Annotated in this window: 15 protein-coding genes and 1 CRISPR repeat array; of the genes, 7 read left to right on the top strand and 8 right to left on the bottom strand. The window is 51.5% G+C overall.

The genetic code is table 11. The annotated features are described in order from the left end of the window. Positions 1–66 precede the first annotated feature (66 nt). Positions 67–621 carry a DNA-binding protein gene (locus EHV07_RS03935; protein WP_254446305.1) on the top strand — a complete coding sequence of 185 codons (555 nt, stop codon included), beginning with the start codon at positions 67–69 and terminating at the stop codon, positions 619–621. 471 nt (positions 622–1,092) lie between these two features. Beyond that, positions 1,093–2,382 carry a glycoside hydrolase family 28 protein gene (locus tag EHV07_RS03930; RefSeq protein WP_147195291.1) on the top strand — a complete coding sequence of 430 codons (1,290 nt, stop codon included), beginning with the start codon at positions 1,093–1,095 and terminating at the stop codon, positions 2,380–2,382. A 136-nt stretch (positions 2,383–2,518) separates the two neighbouring features. On the opposite strand, the gene yacL is transcribed toward EHV07_RS03930, so the two are convergent. Together yacL and EHV07_RS03920 are read right to left on the bottom strand one after the other, a co-directional pair. Then, positions 2,519–2,881: a protein YacL gene (gene yacL, locus EHV07_RS03925; protein WP_147195288.1), complete on the bottom strand. Its 363-nt coding sequence runs from the start codon at positions 2,879–2,881 to the stop codon at positions 2,519–2,521. Positions 2,882–3,224: 343 nt separating this feature from the next. After that, entirely contained in the window at positions 3,225–4,034 is an 810-nt protein-coding gene (locus tag EHV07_RS03920; protein WP_147195286.1) for a serine protease, read from the bottom strand. A 478-nt stretch (positions 4,035–4,512) separates the two neighbouring features. On the opposite strand from EHV07_RS03920, the gene EHV07_RS03915 reads away from it, so the two are divergent. After that, the gene (locus EHV07_RS03915) at positions 4,513–4,869 is read left to right on the top strand and encodes a hypothetical protein (protein ID WP_147195285.1); all 357 of its coding nucleotides are present in this window, start codon (positions 4,513–4,515) and stop codon (positions 4,867–4,869) included. 144 nt (positions 4,870–5,013) lie between these two features. On the opposite strand, the gene acnB is transcribed toward EHV07_RS03915, so the two are convergent. Then, the gene (acnB, locus tag EHV07_RS03910; protein WP_147195283.1) at positions 5,014–7,611 is read right to left on the bottom strand and encodes a bifunctional aconitate hydratase 2/2-methylisocitrate dehydratase; all 2,598 of its coding nucleotides are present in this window, start codon (positions 7,609–7,611) and stop codon (positions 5,014–5,016) included. A gap of 793 nt (positions 7,612–8,404) precedes the next feature. Beyond that, positions 8,405–9,403 carry an aldo/keto reductase gene (locus EHV07_RS03905; RefSeq protein WP_147195281.1) on the bottom strand — a complete coding sequence of 333 codons (999 nt, stop codon included), beginning with the start codon at positions 9,401–9,403 and terminating at the stop codon, positions 8,405–8,407. 99 nt (positions 9,404–9,502) lie between these two features. Between EHV07_RS03905 and EHV07_RS03900 the strand changes: the two genes are divergently transcribed. The 3 genes from EHV07_RS03900 to EHV07_RS25120 all read left to right on the top strand — a co-directional run bounded on the left by EHV07_RS03900 (position 9,503) and on the right by EHV07_RS25120 (position 12,285). Beyond that, positions 9,503–10,411 carry a LysR family transcriptional regulator gene (locus EHV07_RS03900; RefSeq protein ID WP_147195279.1) on the top strand — a complete coding sequence of 303 codons (909 nt, stop codon included), beginning with the start codon at positions 9,503–9,505 and terminating at the stop codon, positions 10,409–10,411. Between the two features lie 197 nt (positions 10,412–10,608). After that, the gene (locus EHV07_RS03895; RefSeq protein ID WP_147195277.1) at positions 10,609–11,571 is read left to right on the top strand and encodes an Rpn family recombination-promoting nuclease/putative transposase; all 963 of its coding nucleotides are present in this window, start codon (positions 10,609–10,611) and stop codon (positions 11,569–11,571) included. A gap of 507 nt (positions 11,572–12,078) precedes the next feature. Beyond that, entirely contained in the window at positions 12,079–12,285 is a 207-nt protein-coding gene (locus EHV07_RS25120) for an AraC family ligand binding domain-containing protein (protein WP_168199590.1), read from the top strand. Positions 12,286–12,609: 324 nt separating this feature from the next. Next, positions 12,610–12,943: a CRISPR direct-repeat array (repeat unit 29 nt; unit sequence CGGTTTATCCCCGCTGGCGCGGGGAACAC). A gap of 254 nt (positions 12,944–13,197) precedes the next feature. On the opposite strand, the gene lpdA is transcribed toward EHV07_RS25120, so the two are convergent. The 4 genes from lpdA to pdhR all read right to left on the bottom strand — a co-directional run bounded on the left by lpdA (position 13,198) and on the right by pdhR (position 20,285). Beyond that, positions 13,198–14,622 (bottom strand): dihydrolipoyl dehydrogenase, encoded by a 1,425-nt coding sequence (gene lpdA / locus EHV07_RS03885; protein WP_168199670.1) that lies wholly within the window; start codon positions 14,620–14,622, stop codon positions 13,198–13,200. 182 nt (positions 14,623–14,804) lie between these two features. Then, positions 14,805–16,700 (bottom strand): pyruvate dehydrogenase complex dihydrolipoyllysine-residue acetyltransferase, encoded by a 1,896-nt coding sequence (gene aceF, locus EHV07_RS03880; RefSeq protein ID WP_147195273.1) that lies wholly within the window; start codon positions 16,698–16,700, stop codon positions 14,805–14,807. A gap of 13 nt (positions 16,701–16,713) precedes the next feature. After that, on the bottom strand, positions 16,714–19,377 hold the full coding sequence (gene aceE, locus EHV07_RS03875) for a pyruvate dehydrogenase (acetyl-transferring), homodimeric type (protein ID WP_147195271.1): 2,664 nt from the start codon (positions 19,375–19,377) through the stop codon (positions 16,714–16,716). A 143-nt stretch (positions 19,378–19,520) separates the two neighbouring features. Then, positions 19,521–20,285 (bottom strand): pyruvate dehydrogenase complex transcriptional repressor PdhR, encoded by a 765-nt coding sequence (gene pdhR / locus EHV07_RS03870; protein ID WP_147200517.1) that lies wholly within the window; start codon positions 20,283–20,285, stop codon positions 19,521–19,523. 505 nt (positions 20,286–20,790) lie between these two features. Between pdhR and EHV07_RS03865 the strand changes: the two genes are divergently transcribed. Beyond that, positions 20,791–22,146 carry an amino acid permease gene (locus EHV07_RS03865; protein WP_147195269.1) on the top strand — a complete coding sequence of 452 codons (1,356 nt, stop codon included), beginning with the start codon at positions 20,791–20,793 and terminating at the stop codon, positions 22,144–22,146. Positions 22,147–22,248: the final 102 nt, after the last annotated feature.

Below are 22,248 nucleotides of genomic sequence, written 5' to 3'. Positions count from 1 at the left end.
GTATTGATAATTAAATTTACAAACTGGTCAACTGAGCATGTGATAGTGGTCAAATGGAGGTGCCATATGAGCAATGCAACTATCGCTAAAGATCGGGCTGCTACTACTGGCTTAAACGAATACCAGCTGAATCTTCTCAAACGTATTAATAATATCGCTCTGGGCTTGATGCCTGAGTTTGAAGATAAATCAGAGGCTATGGGTGCTGTCAGCCTGGATGACAAGACTCTGTTTCAGCGCTTGTACACCACGATGCTGGAGCAAAATACACGCGTGCCTGACAGCGAGTTACGCAAGAATCGCCGTCGCCGTGAGCATCTTGAGAAGTTCTACGACCAGCTTCAGGAGATGGGAGGAACGCTCAAGGTACATGACGTTGCAAACATCCCTGGCATCTCTCGCCAGGGCGTTCACGCGCGTGTGAAAAAAAACAAGTTGCTTGCCTTTAAGCAGAACGGCGACTTTATCTATCCACGTTTTCAGTTCACCGATTCTGGACTACTGCCGGGGTTCGAAGAGGTTATGGGTGCTTTCGATCCTGCCATTCATCCGATGATGATTTTGAACCTACTGAAGACTCCGATTGATATATGGAAATGGCGTTCGTCGCTCACCCATTGATATATTGCAGAGCGGTGCGAATAAAAGAGAAATGGACGTGTTAATCCGAAATGCCAATCTCTTTGGCGCTGATATGGCGAGCTAAAAAAAGAGGGGCACCTGCATGCCCTCTCTAAGTCATTGCGGTTCAGGTGTAATCTCGAAGTTCAATAAGACTTCTAACATGTCATCATCCGACATGTATGGGTTCTTCCAGTCAGATGGGAATATCGCCGAGTCATACTCTTTGTATTCCAACACTGACACAATGCCATCGGGTGTATCTCTGAATGGCAGGTCACTGCCTGCCTTGCGCCACCTTTTCAGGTTTGAAATTCCATTTATTCATCCTGCTTTCTCCTCATTATCGAACTTTCGACTGATGACAATTCGAAAATGTCTCCGCTGATCCTGCACAAGAACGCGGCGTATTAAAAATGATAAATTCAGAACCTGTTTCTCCTCTGTTTCATCTACCTTAAGGCAGGAAAAATGGCCGTCTTAAACGTTTTAGATTTTGATGCGGTTCCTGATGCAACAACTTTATCCACCCAGGCCATTCAACGCGCTATCGACCGGGCTGCGCCTGGCGACAGCGTCCTGATCCCGGCGGGCCGTTTCCTCACCGGTTCACTGTTTTTAAAAAGCCATATGACGCTGGAACTGGCCGAAGGCGCAGTGTTGCTGGGCAGCCAGCAATTAGTCGATTACCGCAGAATCGAGACTCGTATCGCCGGAATTGACATGCCCTGGCCTGCGGCAATCATCAATATCAATCAATGTCGGAATGTTAAAGTCACCGGCGCGGGCACTGTCGATGGCCAGGGCGCGGTCTGGTGGCACCGATTCTGGGGCGATGACGAAAAAAGCGGTGTGCTGGCGGAATACAGCGAGCAAGGGCTGCGCTGGGTAGTGGATTACGAATGTGAGCGCCCGCGAAACGTGGTGGTTTATCAGAGCGATGAAGTCGAACTGAGCGGTTTCACTTCGCGCGAATCGGGCTTCTGGAATATTCATCTTTGCTATTCAAAACACGTTATTTTGCAAAACGTAAAAGTCAGCAACTCCACAGGCCCAAGCACCGACGGTATTGATATCGACTCCTGTCAGCATGTACGCGTCGAGCGCTGCATGGTTTCCTGCAACGATGACAATATCTGCGTCAAATCAGGCCGTGGCGCTGAAGCACAGACGCTGGCAAGAAAGGCCAGTGAGATCATCATTCGTGATTGTGAATTGCATAAAGGGTCCGGGATTACGCTGGGCAGCGAAACCTCTGGCGGCATCGAAAAAGTGATTATTGAGCATAATCGTTTCTTCGGTACCGGCGTGGGCTTTCGCATCAAGTCTGCCCGCAATCGCGGCGGCTTTATCCGAGACATTATCGTGCGTCATCTGACGCTGAAAGATGTCTGTTATCCTTTTATGATGCAGCTGAACTGGTTTCCGCAATACAGCTATGGTCAGAAAATCAGCGACGATCGGCCGCTGCACTGGCGTAAACTCAGCGAGGGCGTGGAAGGCATTGAAGGATTAACGCGGTTGGAAAATATCACTATTTCACATATCACCAGCCAGCTTACTCAGCCGCAGAACTTCTCCCGCGCATTTTTTATTGAAGGTGCCGCAGAATGCCCGATCAAGAATCTTACCTTCAGCCATCTTCACTTGCAGGCGCAGGAGTTTGGTAAAATTGCTGGCGTTACCCATCTGCGTTTTGAACAGGTTAATGTGGATGCGCCAGCGATGACGCTGACGGAAAACGATACTTACGAACGTTGATGGACGAATGAATGCGGCAGGCGGGATAGAAACCGCCAGCTCGACTCCCTATCGGCAGGCGTTTACGCGCGATCTGCACAACGGTTGCCTGAGACGAAAACCGCAATGAACGTTGCCCGGCCTGCCTTGCCCGGAACTATCTTCCCTGCAAGAAAGCACGGTAGGCAGCAATCACCGCCAGAAAATCCTCCACGCCGCAGAAGCACAAGCTTTCTTCGTCGTAGTAACTCATGCCCTCCTCCATCTCGTCGCCTTCGATGCTGAGCAGGTTGGCGCGAATAATCACTTCTTCTTCATCCAGCCAGATCGTGTATTCACGCCCTACGCGCTGCCACTGACGCTCGCTGCCTTTAACTTCAGCGACGGCGGCTTCAACCTCATCCAGCAGAGCCAGATTGTCTGCCGCTTCTTCATTAAACCAGTGGCCGACGGCTTCATGTCCCATCGACATGCGCACCTTCACGCCGCCGGTGATATCCCGTAAAAATTCGTATTCCATGTTGTTTACCTCAAACCTGATTGCGTGTGCTGATGCGCCGGGCGCGAATGATGGCGGATAGTGGGCATTATCGCAACCTGTCGGAAAAAAACAGCGAGTGGATAGCGGTATTGGGGAAATGATTGTTGATTCAAAATCGGCGGATCTTTTGCCGGACCCGGAAGGCTAATGCCTGCTGATGCTGCATCGGGCAAACCTTGCCAGCGCTGAGGCCAGGACGGTCTGCTGCACCGTGTTCTTGCCCAAACCTGCCGGCACTTGAGAAAAAGAGCGGCGATCGTATTATCAGTCCCAATCAGTATGCAGGGGCCGAAATTGAAAGATCCCGCCCCTGTCTGGAACACTATAAGTTATCAGTAATAAATTTATAATTACTGCCGCTCAGTGTGGTGTAATAAGTCAAGGTTGTCGGATCACCTGGATGATCTCCAGAACCACTTGATAAAACCCCCACTATCTTTCCATTAAGAGGACTATCATTTTGATAACCAATTAGTGCAGCTCCCGATTCCCCTCCATAAGTAAGGCATTTAGTCAAAGCAACAGCAGATGAGTACAGATGCCCATCAATTTTAAAGCGAGCTGTATATTGGTTAAACTTCCCAATTTTTTCTATTAATCCACTCGGATAGCTCACACTACCAAAAAAAGCATCAGGAAGGTCTGCTGTAATCTCTGTAATTGGATAAGTTCGAGTGGGATAATTTTTGGTTGTCGTTATCACTGCAATGTCATGATCGGAAGTGTCTAAATTCATCTCTGGATGTATGGCGATACTTTTAATCTCATAGGCAGTTCCAGGTTCGGGTTCATGGAGTCCGGCCGTGATGTAAACCTTTTTACCTTTTTTTTGATACTGCTGCATATTATATGCAACATGCCCTGCGGTCAGTATTTTGTCAGGGCTAATAAACGTTCCCGTTCCCCAGTCTACGGGTTTACCAGAGGAATCATTGACGTAGATCATAACTACCGAGGGAAGACTGTAACCAGAGGGGAATAAGGTATGAATATCATCTCCTGGATTACAGTGGCCTTCTGCTTTGATAGCTGAATCTGAAAATTTTATATTCTCGGCGCGAGCCGTTCCGCTAAAAGGGATCAGTAAGCATAAAATAATACCCGAGCCTGAAATAATAGTTTTAATTTTCATTTAAATCCTCTTTAAAATGAGGTATAGGGTAACAAGGGAGTTTCATTTATGAAAATAATTTCATCTACCGCTTTTATTTTTCAGCCACGCTATAACTTATCGTTTTGCTTTATTTTTAACGGCAGAGATCTAATTTTTCACCTGGTTAAGATCAATGATAACCCCCTTACTCGGTTTGACTTAAATCAAATATATTTCCGGACTCTCGCACATCCACCAGCCCATTGTTCTTTTGTTTAAGAAGAAATGATTATTCAGAAGCTTCAAACTATATTGTCAATGACGATACGACTCAGTTCCCGCGACAACAGAGGCTCGTTGACATAGATTTTATTAATCCAGCCATCGATAACAACCACCTTTTCCTCCCCCTTCGTTATACTGATAGCCAGGCGCGAGACAGAGAGACCTTAACCGTTCATGGCTGATATCTCGCTAAATTCCAGGCTAACGCCACTTTACGAAAGGCCAACGACAGGTGAAATTTAACGTCATTCTGGCAGTCACAACCTGCCTGTTTTCATCAATCCCATTGACCAGCCTGGCGGATACGCAGTGTGGCCCTTTTCATCTTCAATCTTCCGCCGAGGGAAAAGTGTCCAGCGTTAACGGCGTCAAAGTGAGAAAACAGAAGATCGATTTTTTGGCGCGCAAGGAAGACTACAACAACGTGTCGATGCGATGGATCGTTGCCGCGACTAAGTTTCAGGGAGATTACGCCATGCATTACGTGAAGCAAAAAGGCAAGCCGACGCTGGACGTCGAGATCGTGCGTAGCAGCCGCAGCGGGATCCGCATTTCTGGTTCATATGATTGTGAGAAAAAAGATCAATAGCGCCGGTGATGTTGCCAGCGTGCGCAATGACTGGAGCCGTTACTGAATGCCTGCAAATTGGCCATAAAAAAACCGGGGCTGGATAACCCCGGTTTAAGCCAGTTGACAGGATCCGGCGAGCGTTGAGCATCGCCGAATCAGCCGTTATACCGCAGTCTGGAAGATCACGCCGTCAGCTTTGTCGGTGTACTGAGCCAGCTGATCGAAGTTCAGATAACGATAGGTATCCACCGCCGTCTTATCAACCTGATTCATAAACTGCTGATACTCGTCCGGCGTCGGTAGTTTGCCCAGCAGCGAGGAAACCGCCGCCAGCTCTGCTGAAGCCAGATACACGTTGGCACCCGTCCCTAAACGGTTCGGGAAGTTACGAGTTGAGGTTGAAACCACCGTCGCGCCATCCTGCACGCGCGCCTGGTTACCCATACATAATGAGCAGCCTGGGATTTCAATACGCGCACCGCTTTTGCCAAACACGCTGTAGTAGCCCTCTTCGGTCAGCTGAGCCGCATCCATCTTGGTTGGCGGCGCAACCCATAGACGGGTTGGCAGCTGGCCTTTATGGCTGTCCAGCAGCTTACCGGCGGCGCGGAAGTGCCCAATGTTGGTCATGCAGGAACCGATAAAGACTTCATCAATCTTCTCGCCCTGCACGTCCGACAGCAGACGAGCGTCGTCCGGATCGTTTGGCGCGCACAGGATCGGCTCTTTGATTTCCGCCAGATCGATCTCAATGACCGCTGCATATTCTGCATCCGCATCGCCTTCCAGCAGTTGCGGATCCGCCAGCCATTTTTCCATGCCCTGAATACGACGCTCCAGCGTACGGCGATCGCCATAGCCCTCAGCAATCATCCATTTCAGCAGAACGATGTTGGAGTTGAGGTATTCGATAATCGGATCTTTGCCCAGCTTAATGGTACAGCCCGCCGCAGAACGCTCGGCAGAAGCATCGGAAAGCTCAAAGGCCTGCTCAACTTTCAGATCCGGCAGTCCTTCGATTTCCAGGATGCGGCCAGAGAAGATGTTTTTCTTCCCTTTTTTCTCAACGGTCAGCAAGCCCGCTTTGATCGCATACAGCGGAATAGCATGGACCAGATCGCGCAGCGTAATGCCCGGCTCCATTTTGCCTTTGAAGCGCACCAGCACCGATTCCGGCATGTCCAGCGGCATTACGCCCGTCGCGGCAGCAAAGGCCACCAGACCAGACCCCGCCGGGAAGGAGATGCCGATTGGGAAACGGGTATGCGAATCGCCGCCGGTGCCCACGGTATCCGGCAGCAGCATACGGTTCAGCCAGCTGTGGATAATACCATCGCCCGGACGCAGCGAGACGCCGCCTCGGTTCATAATGAAGTCCGGCAGCGTGTGGTGTGTGGAGACGTCAACCGGCTTCGGATAGGCGGCGGTATGGCAGAAAGACTGCATCACCAGGTCGGCAGAGAAGCCCAGACACGCCAGATCTTTCAGTTCATCACGGGTCATCGGCCCGGTGGTGTCCTGAGAACCGACGGAGGTCATTTTAGGTTCGCAATAGGCGCCCGGACGAACACCTTCGGTGCCGCAGGCCCGACCTACCATTTTCTGCGCCAACGAGTAGCCACGCGTGCTTGTCGCTACATCTTTTGCCTGACGGAACACGTCGCTGTGTGGCAGACCTAAAGCTTCACGGGCTTTGGTTGTCAGACCGCGACCGATAATCAGCGGAATACGACCGCCTGCACGCACTTCATCAAGCAGCACGTCGGTTTTCAGCGAGAAGTTCGCCAGCACTTCGCCAGTCTCATGGTTTTTCACTTCGCCTTTGTACGGCCAGATGTCGATAACATCGCCCATATTCAGGTTCTGCACGTCCACTTCAATCGGCAGTGCGCCAGCATCTTCCATGGTGTTGAAGAAGATTGGCGCAATGTTGTTACCCAGCACCACGCCGCCGCCTTTTTTGTTCGGCACGTAAGGAATATCGTCGCCCATAAACCACAGGACGGAGTTGGTTGCGGATTTACGGGATGAACCCGTACCGACCACATCACCAACATAGGCCAGCGGGAAACCTTTCGCCTGTAGCGCTTCAATCTGCCTGATTGGGCCAACGTTACCTGGCTCATTCGGCTCAATGCCCTCACGATCGTTTTTCAGCATCGCCAGAGCGTGCAGCGGGATATCAGGACGGGACCAGGCATCAGGCGCAGGAGAAAGGTCGTCGGTGTTGGTTTCGCCAGTGACTTTAAAGACGGTAACGGTAATTTTTTCAGCCAGTTCCGGGCGGGAAAGATACCATTCAGCATCGGCCCACGACTGGAGGATTTTTTGTGCGTGTGGGTTACCGGCTTTCGCTTTTTCTTCTACATCGTAGAAACTGTCGAACATCAGCAGCGTATGGGACAGCGCTTTCGCCGCAATGGGTGCCAGCTTTTCATCATCAAGCGCATCGATCAGCGGATGAATGTTGTAGCCGCCCTGCATGGTGCCCAGCAGCTCAATCGCTTTTTCAGGAGTAACCAGAGGAGAAGTCGCCTCGCCTTTCGCGACGGCAGCCAGGAATCCGGCTTTGACATACGCCGCTTCATCTACGCCCGGCGGAACTCGATTGATTAACAGATCAGACAGGAATTCTTCTTCACCCGCTGGCGGGTTTTTCAGCAGTTCAACCAGCGCGGCCATTTGGGAAGCATCTAACGGTTTAGGAACGATCCCCTGGGCAGCACGCTCGGCAACGTGCTTACGGTATTCTTCTAGCACGACGTTCTCCTCGCTCACATTGTAATGACCGGGCGCCCTCAGGCAAACTGCGCTTTTCTGTAGGGTAAGGTGCCCGGTTTTGCGTGGGCCAGCATAGCAGGATTTTGGTGGGTTGTTAATCTGTTTACAAAAAAGCAACATCACCACAGGGTCAACAACATGGACTAATTGCGTAATAAAAAGCCGGTTCAGGCGGCGCATGCGCTGTTTTTTTAGATGCTGCCCCAACCTGTTTAAAAGCGCACACAGCCTCGATTAGCCTTCTTTTTACAGGGGATTTAATACGACGATAAGCCGTTGATGCAAAAGCAACAGCACGTTTAATTGCTTATTGTTTCGTTGCGGCTACCGCTAAGTTAAGCCCCTAACGCGTACAAATTAGCTGGACAAATATTTCCGGTTTTTTTATGGCGTAATGCGGTTTCCTCCTGAACGCGAGCAAAATGGTGAAGAGCAGCGAGTTGTTAAATAACCCCTTACCGGTTTATCACTTCAGTGAATGATATGAATGTGTTATCAACGCTGATTCAGAAAAAGTTATGGAAACGGGGATAAATTTCACGCCGGAAACCGATCCTGTGTATTTAAACATGATGGCGCTACTTTCTAAGCTGCCTGGACGGCAGTGAACAGTAGCGGTTGCATCATAAGCCAGCGTTTTAAGAAGAAAGTTGACGCATAGCGTTAAAAAACCCTTTTTTCACACTGATGTTTGAGCTATCGAAAAAACAATAATTTAGCTGCGCGTGCAAAAAAAGGGTCAGAGAAATCAATTCAATCAGGCCTGGCTGTTTTATCTTTCCACCAGCGCGAACTCGGTTTCACTGTAACGCTCTCCGGCGATGTTTTCCGGGCTGAAAAGTTGGTCAAGTAACGCGACATCCTCCGCCATCAGCACGATATCTGCCGCCCGGCAGTTATCTTCCAGATGAGCGATTTTCCGTGCGCCAGGAATGGGAACAATGTGCTGCCATTTTGCCAGCACCCAGGCCAGAGCGAGCTGCGCTGTTGTACTGTTGTAGCCTGCTGCCATCTCACCCAGCTGACCGACCAACTTTTCATTATGGGCCAGGGCATCCGGCTGAAAGCGCGGTAGCGTGCGGCGGTAGTCCCTCTCATCCAGCGTAGACGGCGCCGCCAGTTTTCCGGTCAGAAAACCGCGACCTAAGGGACTGTATGGCACAAAACCAATGTTCAGTTGCTGGCAGGTTGCCAGCACATCGCGCTCAACGTCCCGACTCCACAGTGAATATTCGCTCTGTAAAGCACTAACGGGATGAATAGCATGGGCGCGACGCAGCGTCTCGCTGGAAACTTCTGATAACCCTACGTGTAGAATTTTTCCTTCCCGCACCAGATCGGCCAGCGTTGCCATGACTTCTTCTACAGGCACGACAGGATCCGGGCGATGCTGATAAAAGAGATCGATGGCCTCAATATTTAATCTTTTCAGCGACGTTTCTGCGACTTTACGGATATTAGCAGGCTGACTGTTAACGCCTTTAATCCTTTCCCAGCCCTCACCTTGCGGCAGGATATTAAAGCCAAATTTTGTAGCGACTTTAATTTGTTCTTTCCGACCTTTCAGCGCCTTGGCCAGCAGTTCTTCGTTATCGAAAGGCCCATAAACCTCTGCCGTATCCAGAAAATCGACACCCAAATCAAAAGCGCGATGCAGAGTATTGATGGCCTGCTGCTCATCGCTTTTGCCATAGGCAAAGGTCATTCCCATGCAGCCCAGACCGATAGCGGATACTTCCAACCCCTGATGACCTAATGTTCTGCGCTTCATAATTATCTCCGTTGATTTGCGATAAAGTCGTTATACTTTGCCCGGTTAAAATCAACAATTGACGTTTTTAAAGCGGATTAATGAAGAGTTTTCACTAATATGAAATCACGGGCTACGTTACAGGAACTGGAAATTTTTACCGCTATCGCGCGGCATCGTAATTTTCGTAAAGCGGCAGAGGAACGTAACGTTACGCCTTCCACCCTTAGCCATACGATCTCCAATCTCGAACAGCGGATCGGCGTCCGGTTGCTTAACCGTACTACCCGTAGCGTCTCGCTAACCGAAGCCGGGCAGGCTTTTTTGCAACGCATTGAACCCACAATCCAGGATCTTTCGCTGGCTGTAGATGAGCTGAATGACTGGCGCATAGCGCCACGCGGCACGTTGAGATTGAATCTGCCGCGCAGCGCCGAAGCGCTTTACCTTCGCACGGTACTACTCCCCTTTCGTGAACGCTATCCTGATATCGCGCTGGAAGTGACGACCAGCGATGGCCTGATCAATATTGTCGAAACGGGTTTTGATGCCGGCGTGCGCTTTGGCGAAGCTATCCCGCAGGATATGGTTGCCATTCCTTTTGGCCCCCGATTACAGGGTGCGGTGATTGCCAGCCCGGATTTTATTGAACGTTTCGGCGTTCCGCAGCATCCGCTGGAACTGGTGGATTTCCCCTGCATTCAGCGCCGTTTCCCCAGCGGGATAAACTACAAATGGGAGTTCTGCGAAAACGGCCGACCGCTCAATATCGCGGTTGCAGGCGGCCTGACGCTGGACAGTGATTACATTATGATTGAAGCCGTTGGTGCAGGTGCGGGCCTGGCGTTTGTCATCAGGGATTTGGTGCGTTCAAAGCTAAAAAGCGGTGAGTTGGTGGAAGTACTGGCAGATTTCGCGGCACCGTCAGAAGGCTTCTCGCTTTATTACCCGAGCCGGAAATATCATTCCACCGCACTAAGCTGCTTTATTGCGTGGCTGAGAGCGTTTAACCGGGCATGTGAATCCTAAAATAGATGCAGTAGCGTTAAGACTTCGCTGTTGGCAAAAACGCATTGACGAAGGATGGCATGCTAACGACAACATTGGTTTGTTATTGCTGACGTGGGGGACACATACCGCTCCCGATAAACTGCGGGTATGCAGGCCCGGATTTCGCTATAATCCCGCTTCTCGAAAAGAGAATTCCAGGGACAACGGAGCAGGGAATGTCTGACAGGAAAGCAAAGGGCCGCAGGAACGCGAGCCCGACACCGCACGATCTCGCCTTTAAACAGTTTCTGACCCATCCCGCTACCGCACGGGATTTTATGCAGCTGCATCTGCCCGCGGAGCTGCAGGCCGTCTGCGATTTCAGTACCCTCAAACTGGAGTCCGGCAGCTTTGTTGAAGAGACGCTTCGTCCCTATTTCAGCGACGTGCTCTACAGCCTGAAAACCACGACCGGCGATGATGGCTACGTCCACGTTCTTATCGAACACCAGTCCACGCCGGACAGGCACATGGCGTTCAGGCTTCTTCGCTACGCGGTGGCGGCCATGCAGCGCCACCTTGACGCCGGGCACAAAAAGCTGCCGCTGGTGATACCGGTGCTGTTTTATACGGGAAAGCGCACTCCCTATCCCTATTCAACCCGCTGGCTGGATGAGTTTAATCATCCCGGGCTGGCCGGTAAGCTTTACGGCGGTGAGTTTCCGCTGGTTGACGTCACGGTGATTTCCGACGACGAGATAATGGGCCACCGCAGCATGGCTGCCCTGACGCTGCTGCAAAAGCATATTCACCGGCGCGACCTGGCAGAGCTGCTGGACAGGCTGGCGACCCTGCTGCTGAGAGAACCGGTTACGGGACAACAGCTGACATCGCTGATAAACTACCTGATACAGACGGGTGAAACGGCAGACGCAGAGGCGTTTGTACGCGAACTGGCACAGCGTGTGCCGCAACATGGAGACGCTTTGATGACCATCGCACAACAGCTTGAACAGAAGGGCATTGAAAAAGGTCTTGAGAAAGGTCTTGAGAAGGGCATACAGCTTGGTGAAAAGCGTGGCATTGAGAAAGGTAAACTCGAAGTTGCCAGCACCATGTTGCAGAACGGCCTGGATCGCAATACCATCATGAAGATGACCGGGTTAACTGAAGACGATCTGGCGCAAATCCGCCATTGATAATTTACCGCTAAACCTGCTGCCCAACCGTCAGGATATACTGATGAAACAGGGGTAACCCCCTGTTTAGCCTCAGCCATCCCTCAGTTTTTTCATGTTGCTACGTTCTCCCTTAGATGCACCTTAGAGTATGTGCCTTAAGAAGCAGTTTTTGACGTAAGGGCATCACTATTTTCCGCCAGGAACGACACCAGGTATTTGGCTGTCAGCTCTGTCGCAACTCTACCTTTTCAGAAACCACTTTCTACACCTGATGTAAAAAATCTGGCGGATTGATCCCTCATCCAGCCTGCCCCTACGCTCTGGCATACATTTATATATCGGACTAAATTATCAATATTTCTGATGTGATTTGAGATCACAATCAGTAATTGGTCATGTAAATATTTATTCACAAATAATGCATGAAGGTATGATGAAGTGGCGCTATATCCTTCAGAATGGTTTAGCCGGAATGGTATTGAACACCCCCGAGCAAAGGCCTGTAATGCCTGAATTCATAAGCATTTGCATGACGAATATGTCATTAGTGCAAATCTGTCGGGAATCGAAGAAATCTGGCTCGCGGGAAAAACCTCGAACGTCGAAAGTGGTCAGGTAATCTTATATAACCCCGGTACTATCCAGACTTCCCGTTTTGACAATAAAGATGTGGAATTTATCAGTATCCATCCACCTCAGTCTGTTCTGAAAAAATTTGGCAGAGGAAGATAATCTGCGTAGTGATTGTAACGCGCCGGTTTTTGCGTGAAGGGATCATTAACGGCCCACGTTTATTCAGAGCAATATGTTTCTATGCAGCTTCAGCGCGGCAGGATAATGACTGCAGTCAGGAGCAGGAACGGATGTTGTTATGTGGTGAATTGCTTGAAACGCACCCCGGATCTCCAGAAAGTAACGGAAACAGAATTAGGATTGTAATCGAGTTTCTGCGTGAGTACTTGACCGTAAAACCGCAGCTGGAGGTATTGGCTCAGGTTACTAATTTAAGCAAATATTACTTGATTCGCCGCTTTACCCAACACACTGGAATGCCACCGGTTTATCCCCGCTGGCGCAGGGAACACGCACCGGGCGACCGCCAGCCGGGCTATATGCACGGTTTATCCCCGCTGGCGCGGGGAACACGGAAGGTATGGAGGATAGGGTATTATTGTATCCGGTTTATCCCCGCTGGCGCGGGGAACACGGCGCACCAATTTTCTCGCCGGAGTCGAGACGCGGTTTATCCCCGCTGGCGCGGGGAACACATCTCTTGCCGTTTCCTTGAACTGCCTAACACCGGTTTATCCCCGCTGGCGCGGGGAACACCCGGGCGATAATGGATTCCACGAGGTCGGCATCGGTTTATCCCCACGCATGTGGGGAACACCCAAAATTTATCCAGCTGAAAAATAAAAAATTTTCATCACGCCTAAATGCTACGGATTTTTTTATCTGACTTAAGCATTTTTTACAATGCGCTTTCAGCGAACGCCAGTAAAGCATTGCCCTCAACGCCTTAAGCATAAACGTTAATCTTGAGTGAATTAAGCACAACAGGAGCGGGGCGGGAAAATTGCTACCTGTCCCAAAAAATCCAAAAAAAAAGCCTCCAGCAAGGAGGCTTTTCATCAGCAAAGAAACTTACTTCTTCTTCGCTTTCGCATTTGGCAGGTCGGTAATGCTGCCTTCGAAGATTTCAGCAGCCAGGCCTACAGACTCATGCAGCGTCGGGTGAGCGTGGATGGTCAGCGCAATGTCTTCCGCATCACAGCCCATCTCAATTGCCAGACCAATTTCACCCAGCAGCTCGCCGCCGTTGGTACCGACAACCGCACCACCAATCACGCGGTGAGATTCTTTGTCGAAAATCAGTTTGGTCATACCGTCTGCGCAGTCGGAAGCGATAGCACGACCGGACGCTGCCCATGGGAAGGTCGCCGTCTCGTAGCTGATGCCCTTCTCTTTCGCTTCTTTCTCGGTCAGACCAACCCAGGCAACTTCTGGCTCGGTGTAAGCGATAGATGGGATCACTTTCGGGTCGAAGTAGTGTTTCTTACCGGAAATCACTTCTGCCGCGACGTGACCTTCATGAACGCCTTTGTGCGCCAGCATAGGCTGACCAACGATATCGCCAATAGCAAAAATGTGCGGCACGTTGGTACGCATCTGCTTATCGACACGGATAAAGCCGCGGTCATCAACTTCCACCCCCGCTTTACCTGCATCCAGACCTTTACCGTTCGGCACGCGACCAATCGCAACCAGCACCGCGTCGTAACGCTGTGGTTCCGCTGGCGCTTTTTTGCCTTCCATCGAAACGTAGATACCGTCGTCTTTGGCTTCAACGGCCGTGACTTTGGTTTCCAGCATCAGGTTGAACTGCTTAGAAATACGCTTAGTGAAGACTTTCACCACGTCTTTGTCAGCCGCAGGAATCACCTGATCGAACATCTCTACCACATCAATCTGAGAACCCAGCGCGTGATAAACCGTCGCCATCTCCAGACCGATAATACCGCCGCCCATAACCAGCAGACGCTCAGGGACTTCTTTCAGCTCCAGCGCATCGGTGGAATCCCATACGCGAGGATCCTCATGTGGAATGAAAGGCAGCTGGATTGGGCGCGAGCCCGCCGCGATAACGGCATTGTCGAAGTTGATGGTGGTAGTACCCTCCTCGCCTTCAACAACCAGCGTGTTAGCGCCGGTGAATTTACCCAGACCGGTGACCACATTAACTTTGCGGCCTTTCGCCATGCCAGACAGACCGCCGGTCAGCTGGTTAATGACTTTTTCTTTCCAGGAACGAATCTTGTTGATATCGGTCTGCGGCTTGCCAAACACGATACCGTGCTCTTCCAGCGCTTTAGCTTCTTCAATCACTTTCGCGACGTGCAGCAACGCTTTGGAAGGGATACAACCGACGTTCAGACAAACCCCGCCCAGGGTGCTGAAACGCTCAACGATGACGGTTTCCAGACCTAAATCAGCAGCGCGAAAGGCTGCAGAATAACCTGCAGGACCTGCCCCAAGTACCACGACCTGAGTTTTGATTTCTGTACTCATCATGACCTCTTAGTTAACCGCTGGGATATTCATTCATCCACCGGTACGTTTGCATCGCAAGAGTTTACAGAATTGTTAATGAACTGCAAACCACTTGATAAGAAACGTTTTCAACTACCTTGTCGACTTAAAACATCGCAAGTCGGCGATAAGAAGGCCGGCGTTCGCCGGCCTCAGACTCTTTACATCACCAGACGGCGGATATCCGCCATGATGGTTGCGATGTAGGCTGCAAAGCGCGCGCCTGCTGCACCATCAATCACACGGTGATCGAAGGAGAGCGACAGTGGCAGCATCAGGCGTGGAACGAACTCTTTCCCGTTCCAGACAGGTTCCATCGACGATTTAGACACGCCAAGGATTGCCACTTCCGGTGCATTAACAATTGGCGTAAATGACGTGCCGCCAATGCCGCCCAGGCTGGAGATGGTAAAGCAGCCGCCCTGCATATCGCTGGCCGTCAGCTTGCCGTCGCGGGCTTTCTTCGAAATCACCGACAGTTCGTTGGAGAGTTCAATGATGCCTTTCTTATTCACGTCCTTAAAGACCGGAACCACCAGGCCGTTTGGCGTATCGACCGCCACACCGATGTTAATGTACTTTTTCAGCGTCAGCTTCTGACCATCTTCCGACAGCGAACTGTTGAAACGTGGGAACTCTTCCAGCGCTTTGGCAGCCGCTTTCATGATGAACACCAGCGGGGTGATCTTCAGATCCAGTTTCTTTTTCGCTGCTTCGTCGTTCTGCTGCTTGCGGAAAGCTTCAACTTCCGTGATGTCGGCTTTGTCGTGTTGGGTAACGTGAGGGATCACGATCCAGTTACGGCTCAGGTTAGCACCAGAAATTTTCTGGATGCGACCCAGCTCGACTTCTTCAATTTCACCAAACTTGCTGAAGTCCACTTTTGGCCATGGCAGCATGCCAGGCAATCCGCCGCCGGCCGCTGCCGCTGGGGCAGTTTCCGCGCGTTTTACTGCGTCTTTCACGTAAGCCTGAACGTCTTCTTTCAGGATGCGGCCCTTACGACCGGAACCTTTAACCTTCGCCAGGTTAACGCCGAATTCACGGGCCAGACGACGGATAACCGGCGTTGCGTGAACGTAAGCGTCGTTCTCAGTGAAGTCGCCTTTCGACTCGGCTTTAGCCGGCGCTGGCGCCGGAGCCGCTGCGGCCTGTTTTGGCGCAGGGGCAGCGTCTTCTTTTTTCGCCGCAGGAGCCGCTGCTGGCGCAGCGCCTTCCACTTCGAAGACCATAATCAGCGAGCCGGTGCTAACTTTGTCGCCGGTAGCGATTTTGATCTCTTTAACCGTACCCGCGAATGGCGCAGGGACTTCCATAGACGCTTTATCGCCTTCTACGGTGATCAGCGACTGCTCGGCAGCCACTTTGTCGCCCACTTTCACCATGATCTCGGTGACTTCGACTTCGTCGCCGCCAATGTCAGGCACTTCTACATCTTTTGCACCGCTGGCTGCTGCCGGTGTGGCTGCCGCTTCTTCTTTCACTTCCGGTTTCGCTTCTGCGGTTGGCGCAGAGCCGGTCGTTTCGAAGATCATAATCAGTGAGCCGGTACTGACTTTGTCGCCCGTACCGATTTTGATCTCTTTAACCGTGCCGGCAAATGGCGCAGGCACTTCCATGGAGGCTTTATCGCCTTCCACGGTGATCAGCGACTGCTCGGCTTCCACGGTGTCGCCCACTTTGACCAAAATCTCAGTGACTTCCACTTCGTCGGAACCGATATCCGGCACGTTCACTTCTTTATTTTCTGCGCTTGCGGTCTGCGGCTGCGCGGCTTCTTTCTTCTCTTCCGCTTTCGCCGGTGCAGCTTCTGTAGCCGCGCCGTCAGCCGATTCGAAGATCATAATCAGCGAGCCGGTTTCTACTTTGTCACCGGTAGCGATTTTGATCTCTTTCACCACGCCTGCTTCCGGAGAAGGCACTTCCATGGAGGCTTTGTCGCCTTCCACGGTGATCAGTGACTGTTCCGCTTCAACCTTATCGCCCACCTTGACCAGGATCTCGGTGACTTCCACTTCGTCTGCACCGATATCCGGTACCTTGATTTCGATAGCCATTAATCTTTACCTCTTATGCCAGACGTGGGTTGACTTTGTCGGCATCGATATTGAATTTGGTGATGGCTTCCGCCACCACATTCTTATCGATTTCACCACGTTTAGCCAGTTCACCCAGAGCTGCAACCACCACGTAAGACGCATCCACTTCGAAGTGATGACGCAGGTTCTCGCGGCTGTCGGAACGGCCGAAACCATCGGTGCCCAGCACGCGGTAATCGCTGGCTGGCATGAAGGTACGGATCTGCTCGGCAAACAGTTTCATATAGTCGGTAGATGCCACTGCTGGTGCATCGTTCATGATCTGCGCAACGTAAGGTACGCGCGGCTCATCCGTTGGATGCAGCATGTTCCAGCGCTCACAATCCTGACCATCACGAGCCAGTTCAGTGAACGAGGTAACGCTGTATACATCGGAACCTACGCCGTAGTCTTTCGCCAGAATCTGCGCGGCGTCGCGTACGTGACGCAGGATTGAACCTGAACCCAGCAGCTGCACTTTCCCTTTACTACCTTCAATCGTTTCCAGCTTGTAGATACCCTTACGGATACCCTCTTCCGCACCCTCTGGCATGGCAGGCATGTGGTAGTTTTCATTCAGCGTGGTGATGTAGTAGTAAATGTTTTCCTGCGCGTCGCCATACATCCGCACCAGACCGTCATGCATGATGACCGCCACTTCATAGGCGTAAGCGGGATCGTAAGAGATACAGTTAGGGATGGTCAGCGACTGAATGTGGCTGTGACCATCTTCATGCTGCAGGCCTTCGCCGTTCAGCGTAGTACGACCGGAGGTACCACCAACCAGGAAGCCGCGAGCCTGCTGATCGCCGGCTGCCCAGCACAGATCGCCGATACGCTGGAAACCGAACATGGAGTAGTAGATGTAGAACGGGATCATCGGCAGGTTGTTGGTGCTGTAAGACGTTGCCGCCGCCAGCCAGGATGCGCCTGCGCCCAGTTCGTTAATCCCTTCCTGTAGGATCTGACCTTTTTCATCTTCTTTATAATAAGCAACCTGCTCACGGTCCTGCGGCGTGTACTGCTGGCCGTTCGGGCTGTAAATACCAATCTGACGGAACAGGCCTTCCATACCGAAAGTACGCGCTTCGTCGGCGATGATCGGAACCAGACGATCTTTGATCGACTTGTTCTTCAGCATCACGTTCAGCGCACGAACGAAAGCGATGGTGGTGGAAATTTCTTTGTTCTGCTCGTCCAGCAGCTGACGGAAATCTTCCAGCGCAGGCATTTCCAGCTTCTCGCTGAAGTTTGGCTGGCGGGTTGGCAGGTAGCCACCCAGCTTCTCACGCTGACCGTGCAGGTATTTGTACTCTTCCGACGCTTTGTCGAAGGTGATGTACGGCAGATTTTCAATGTTGGCGTCGTCCACCGGCACGTTGAAACGATCACGGATATAGCGCACGCCATCCATGTTCATTTTCTTCACCTGGTGCGCGATGTTTTTACCTTCAGCGGTGTCACCCATACCATAGCCTTTGATGGTATGCGCCAGAATCACCACAGGTTTGCCTTTGGTGTCCTGCGCTTTTTTCAGTGCCGCATAGATTTTTTTCGGATCGTGGCCGCCACGGTTCAGCGCCCAAATCTCGTCGTCGGTCATGTCTTTGACCAGCTCTGCCGTCTCCGGGTATCTGCCGAAGAAGTGCTCACGCACGTAGGCACCATCACGAGATTTAAAGGTCTGATAGTCACCGTCAACGGTTTCGTTCATCAGCTGAACAAGCTTGCCGCTGGTATCTTTTCTCAGCAGCTCGTCCCAGCGAGCGCCCCAGATAACTTTGATCACTTCCCAGCCTGCACCGCCAAAAATGCCGGCCAGCTCGTTGATGATTTTGCCGTTACCTGTTACCGGACCATCCAGACGCTGGAGGTTACAGTTGATGATGAAGACCAGGTTGTCCAGCTTCTCACGGGTGGCGATGGTGATCGCACCTTTGGATTCCGGTTCATCCATTTCGCCGTCGCCCAGGAAGGCATAAACGGTCTGCTGCGCGGTATCTTTCAGACCACGATGCTCAAGATATTTCAGGAACTTAGCCTGGTAAATCGCGCCGATTGGACCCAGGCCCATTGACACAGTCGGGAACTGCCAGAAGTCAGGCATCAGCTTCGGATGCGGGTAAGAAGACAGGCCTTTACCGTGAACTTCCTGACGGAAGTTGTTCATCTGCTCTTCGGTCAGACGCCCTTCCAGGAACGCACGTGCGTAAACGCCTGGAGAAATATGGCCCTGGAAGTAAACCAGGTCGCCGCCGTCTTTTTCGCTGCGCGCGCGGAAGAAGTGGTTAAAGCACACTTCATAAATAGTCGCGGAAGACTGGAAGGATGACATATGGCCACCCAGCTCCAGATCTTTCTTCGACGCGCGCAGAACGGTCATGATCGCGTTCCAGCGGATTGCGGAACGAATACGACGCTCCAGTGAGGTATTGCCCGGGTAATCGGGTTCATCTTCAACAGCAATTGAGTTAACGTAGTTGCTGGCCCCAGCGCCTGCCGCTACCTTCACGCCGTTTTTGCGTGCTTCACTCATTACCTGATCGATCAGGAACTGCGCGCGCTCAACACCTTCTTCACGGATGACCGATTCGATCGCCTGTAGCCAGTCGCGAGTTTCAATCGGATCCACGTCATTGTGTAAACGTTCTGACATGGGGGTATTCCTTATCTGTGTCTAATACGTTGAATTGTCTGGAGCCTGTCTCCTTGTGCTCTGATTCATTCCAAAGCACAAGGAGACAGGCCCTTCGTTGTACCCTTTAATTTTGGGTCGAATTGCCGCGTTATTTTTACGCGTTATTCCTTACGTTGCTGTAAACGGCGTAAGGAGCGCTCTCGACGACTCTGCTCCCGACTTCTGTCCAGCAATATTTCCTCAATAAACGCCAGATGGCGGTGTGAGGCTTCACGTGCCTTTTCAGGCTCGCGTGCCACAATCGCCTCAAAAATTCTGGCGCGGTGACCGCCTACTTTTGCCAGCATTTCGCGGCGCGAGTAGAGCAATTCAAAATTCTGTCGAACGTTTTGCTTCAGCATCGGCCCCATTGAACGAAGCAGATGCAGCAGAACCACATTATGGGCAGCTTCTGTGACAGCGATCTGATACTGCATAACGGCATCGGCTTCCGCATCAAGATCGCCGCTGTCCTGAGCCGTTTGAATCTGTACATGGCAATGGCGGATCCGCTCAATGTCGTCATCCGTTCCCCGCAGCGCCGCATAGTAGGCAGCAATGCCTTCCAGCGCATGGCGCGTTTCGAGTAAATCGAACTGGGATTCAGGATGGCCGGCCAGCAGCTCAACTAGCGGGTCGCTCAGGCTTTGCCACAGGCTGGTCTGGACGAAAGTGCCGCCACCCTGGCGGCGCAGCAGCAGGCCTTTTGCTTCAAGGCGCTGAATAGCTTCACGCAGGGAGGGACGAGAGACATCGAACTGTTTTGCCAGTTCGCGTTCAGGAAGCAGCTTTTCACCGGGACGCAGCGTCCCTTCCATGATCAGGGATTCGAGCTGCTGCTCAATAGCATCGGACAGCTTTGGTTGGCGGATTTTGCTGTAAGCCATCATCCCTTCTTGTTTCCAGAAGCCTGAGTAAATTGGTAATACCAATTGCAAAAAGTTGCCCGTAAAGTAACAAAGTATTCACCTGATGTCTATATGGCATCCGGGCAAAACCAGACCCAGGTCTCGTTTTTGCCGCATGCCTTGCTGGCAGAAAAGACCAGTCAAAAAAAGAACAAATGTTAATTTTTTTAACTTTTTTAAGCAGGGCAACCGCTTACGTCAAAGTTAGCGAGCAAGGGTCATAAGAGAAAACTATTCGTCATCATTTGTGATTTATGTAAAAAACAGTAAGGCCGCCATGACGACGCTTTTTTGCGCGTTCTCCAGACCGAAACAGAGAAAGCGAGTGCATTGGCAGGCGCTTATCATTATTCTTGACGCGAAGGTAGCATTGACCTCTTTTTCTTACATCACTCACTGTAAACAAACCCATACATTGGACGTAAAAAAAGAATGACACAGGCTCGCCCTCAATGAAAAAAATAACGACATCACGAGGTTTATTATGGAACAACAGCAGGGCGAAATGCTGAAGCGCGGGCTTAAAAACCGCCATATTCAGCTGATCGCGTTGGGTGGTGCTGTCGGCACCGGCCTGTTTCTGGGGATTGCACAAACGATCAAAATGGCCGGCCCGTCCGTATTACTGGGCTATGCCATTGGCGGCTTTATCGCCTTCTTAATTATGCGTCAGCTGGGCGAAATGATTGTTGAGGAGCCGGTAGCCGGTTCATTCAGCCATTTCGCTTATAAATACTGGGGTAACTTTGCTGGTTTCGCTTCCGGCTGGAACTACTGGGTGCTGTATGTTTTGGTGGCAATGGCCGAACTGACCGCAGTAGGCAATTATATTCAGGTTTGGTATCCGCAATTCCCTTCCTGGGCAGCAGCAGCCATCTTTTTTGTCTTAATTAACGCCATCAATCTGAGCAGCGTGAAAATCTTCGGTGAAATGGAGTTCTGGCTGGCGATCGTGAAAGTTGTTGCCGTTGTGGCGATGATTGTCTTTGGCTGCTGGCTGCTGTTCAGCGGCAACGGCGGGCCGGATGCAGCCGTTAGCAATATCTGGGCGATTGGCGGCTTCTTCCCCCACGGCGTGGGCGGACTGGTAATGGCGATGGCGATCATCATGTTCTCCTTTGGCGGTCTTGAGCTGGTAGGCATTACCGCTGCAGAAGCGGATAATCCGGAAAAAAGCATTCCTCAGGCCACCAATCAGGTGATCTGGCGCATCCTGATTTTCTATGTCGGCTCCATTATCGTGCTGCTTTCGCTCTATCCGTGGACCAAGGTGACCGAGCACAGCAGCCCGTTCGTGATGATTTTCCACGATCTTGGCGAAACGCTGGCGGCGAATATCCTCAACCTGGTCTTCCTGACTGCGGCGCTCTCGGTTTATAACAGCTGCGTTTATTCTAACAGCCGCATGCTTTATGGCCTGGCTCGTCAGGGCAATGGACCGAAAGCTTTGCTGAAGGTTGACCGTCGCGGCGTGCCTTATGTGGCGCTGGGCTTCTCTGCGCTGACCACCGCAATTTGCGTGCTGGTAAACTATTTGATGCCGGGCGAAGCGCTAAACCTGTTTATGGCACTGGTGGTATCGGCATTGGTCATTAACTGGGCGATGATCAGCTACGCGCACTTAAAATTCCGCCGTAAGAAAGATCAGCAAGGGGTGCAAACTCGCTTTAAAGCGATGCTCTACCCTGCGGGCAACTGGATCTGCCTGCTGTTTATGGTCGCCATTCTGGTGATCATGGCGCTAACGCCGGGTATGGCAATCTCCGTCTGGCTGATCCCTGTCTGGGTGGCTGTTTTGGCTGTCGGTTACGCAGTAAAAAACCGCATGCAAAAAGCCTGATTGTTCGGGGCGCTTCGGCGCCCCTGTTTTATGCTTTTCATTCCTTTCCTGCTTAACAATCTTCAATCCTTTCACCTTATTGATTCATCAGCGTGGCGAATT

Source organism: Pantoea sp. CCBC3-3-1, assembly GCF_007981265.1.
Classification (GTDB): domain Bacteria; phylum Pseudomonadota; class Gammaproteobacteria; order Enterobacterales; family Enterobacteriaceae; genus Erwinia.
This window is presented reverse-complemented; position numbering and strand designations above follow the sequence as displayed.

What these genes read in the sequence shown, in the direction of transcription:
- EHV07_RS03935 (WP_254446305.1), top strand. Translation starts at nt 67, where the DNA reads ATGAGCAATGCAACTATCGCTAAAGATCGGGCTGCTACTACTGGCTTA.
- EHV07_RS03930 (WP_147195291.1), top strand. Translation starts at nt 1,093, where the DNA reads ATGGCCGTCTTAAACGTTTTAGATTTTGATGCGGTTCCTGATGCAACA.
- yacL (WP_147195288.1), bottom strand. Translation starts at nt 2,881, where the DNA reads ATGGAATACGAATTTTTACGGGATATCACCGGCGGCGTGAAGGTGCGC.
- EHV07_RS03920 (WP_147195286.1), bottom strand. Translation starts at nt 4,034, where the DNA reads ATGAAAATTAAAACTATTATTTCAGGCTCGGGTATTATTTTATGCTTA.
- EHV07_RS03905 (WP_147195281.1), bottom strand. Translation starts at nt 9,403, where the DNA reads ATGAAGCGCAGAACATTAGGTCATCAGGGGTTGGAAGTATCCGCTATC.
- EHV07_RS03900 (WP_147195279.1), top strand. Translation starts at nt 9,503, where the DNA reads ATGAAATCACGGGCTACGTTACAGGAACTGGAAATTTTTACCGCTATC.
- EHV07_RS03895 (WP_147195277.1), top strand. Translation starts at nt 10,609, where the DNA reads ATGTCTGACAGGAAAGCAAAGGGCCGCAGGAACGCGAGCCCGACACCG.
- lpdA (WP_168199670.1), bottom strand. Translation starts at nt 14,622, where the DNA reads ATGAGTACAGAAATCAAAACTCAGGTCGTGGTACTTGGGGCAGGTCCT.
- aceF (WP_147195273.1), bottom strand. Translation starts at nt 16,700, where the DNA reads ATGGCTATCGAAATCAAGGTACCGGATATCGGTGCAGACGAAGTGGAA.
- aceE (WP_147195271.1), bottom strand. Translation starts at nt 19,377, where the DNA reads ATGTCAGAACGTTTACACAATGACGTGGATCCGATTGAAACTCGCGAC.
- pdhR (WP_147200517.1), bottom strand. Translation starts at nt 20,285, where the DNA reads ATGGCTTACAGCAAAATCCGCCAACCAAAGCTGTCCGATGCTATTGAG.
- EHV07_RS03865 (WP_147195269.1), top strand. Translation starts at nt 20,791, where the DNA reads ATGGAACAACAGCAGGGCGAAATGCTGAAGCGCGGGCTTAAAAACCGC.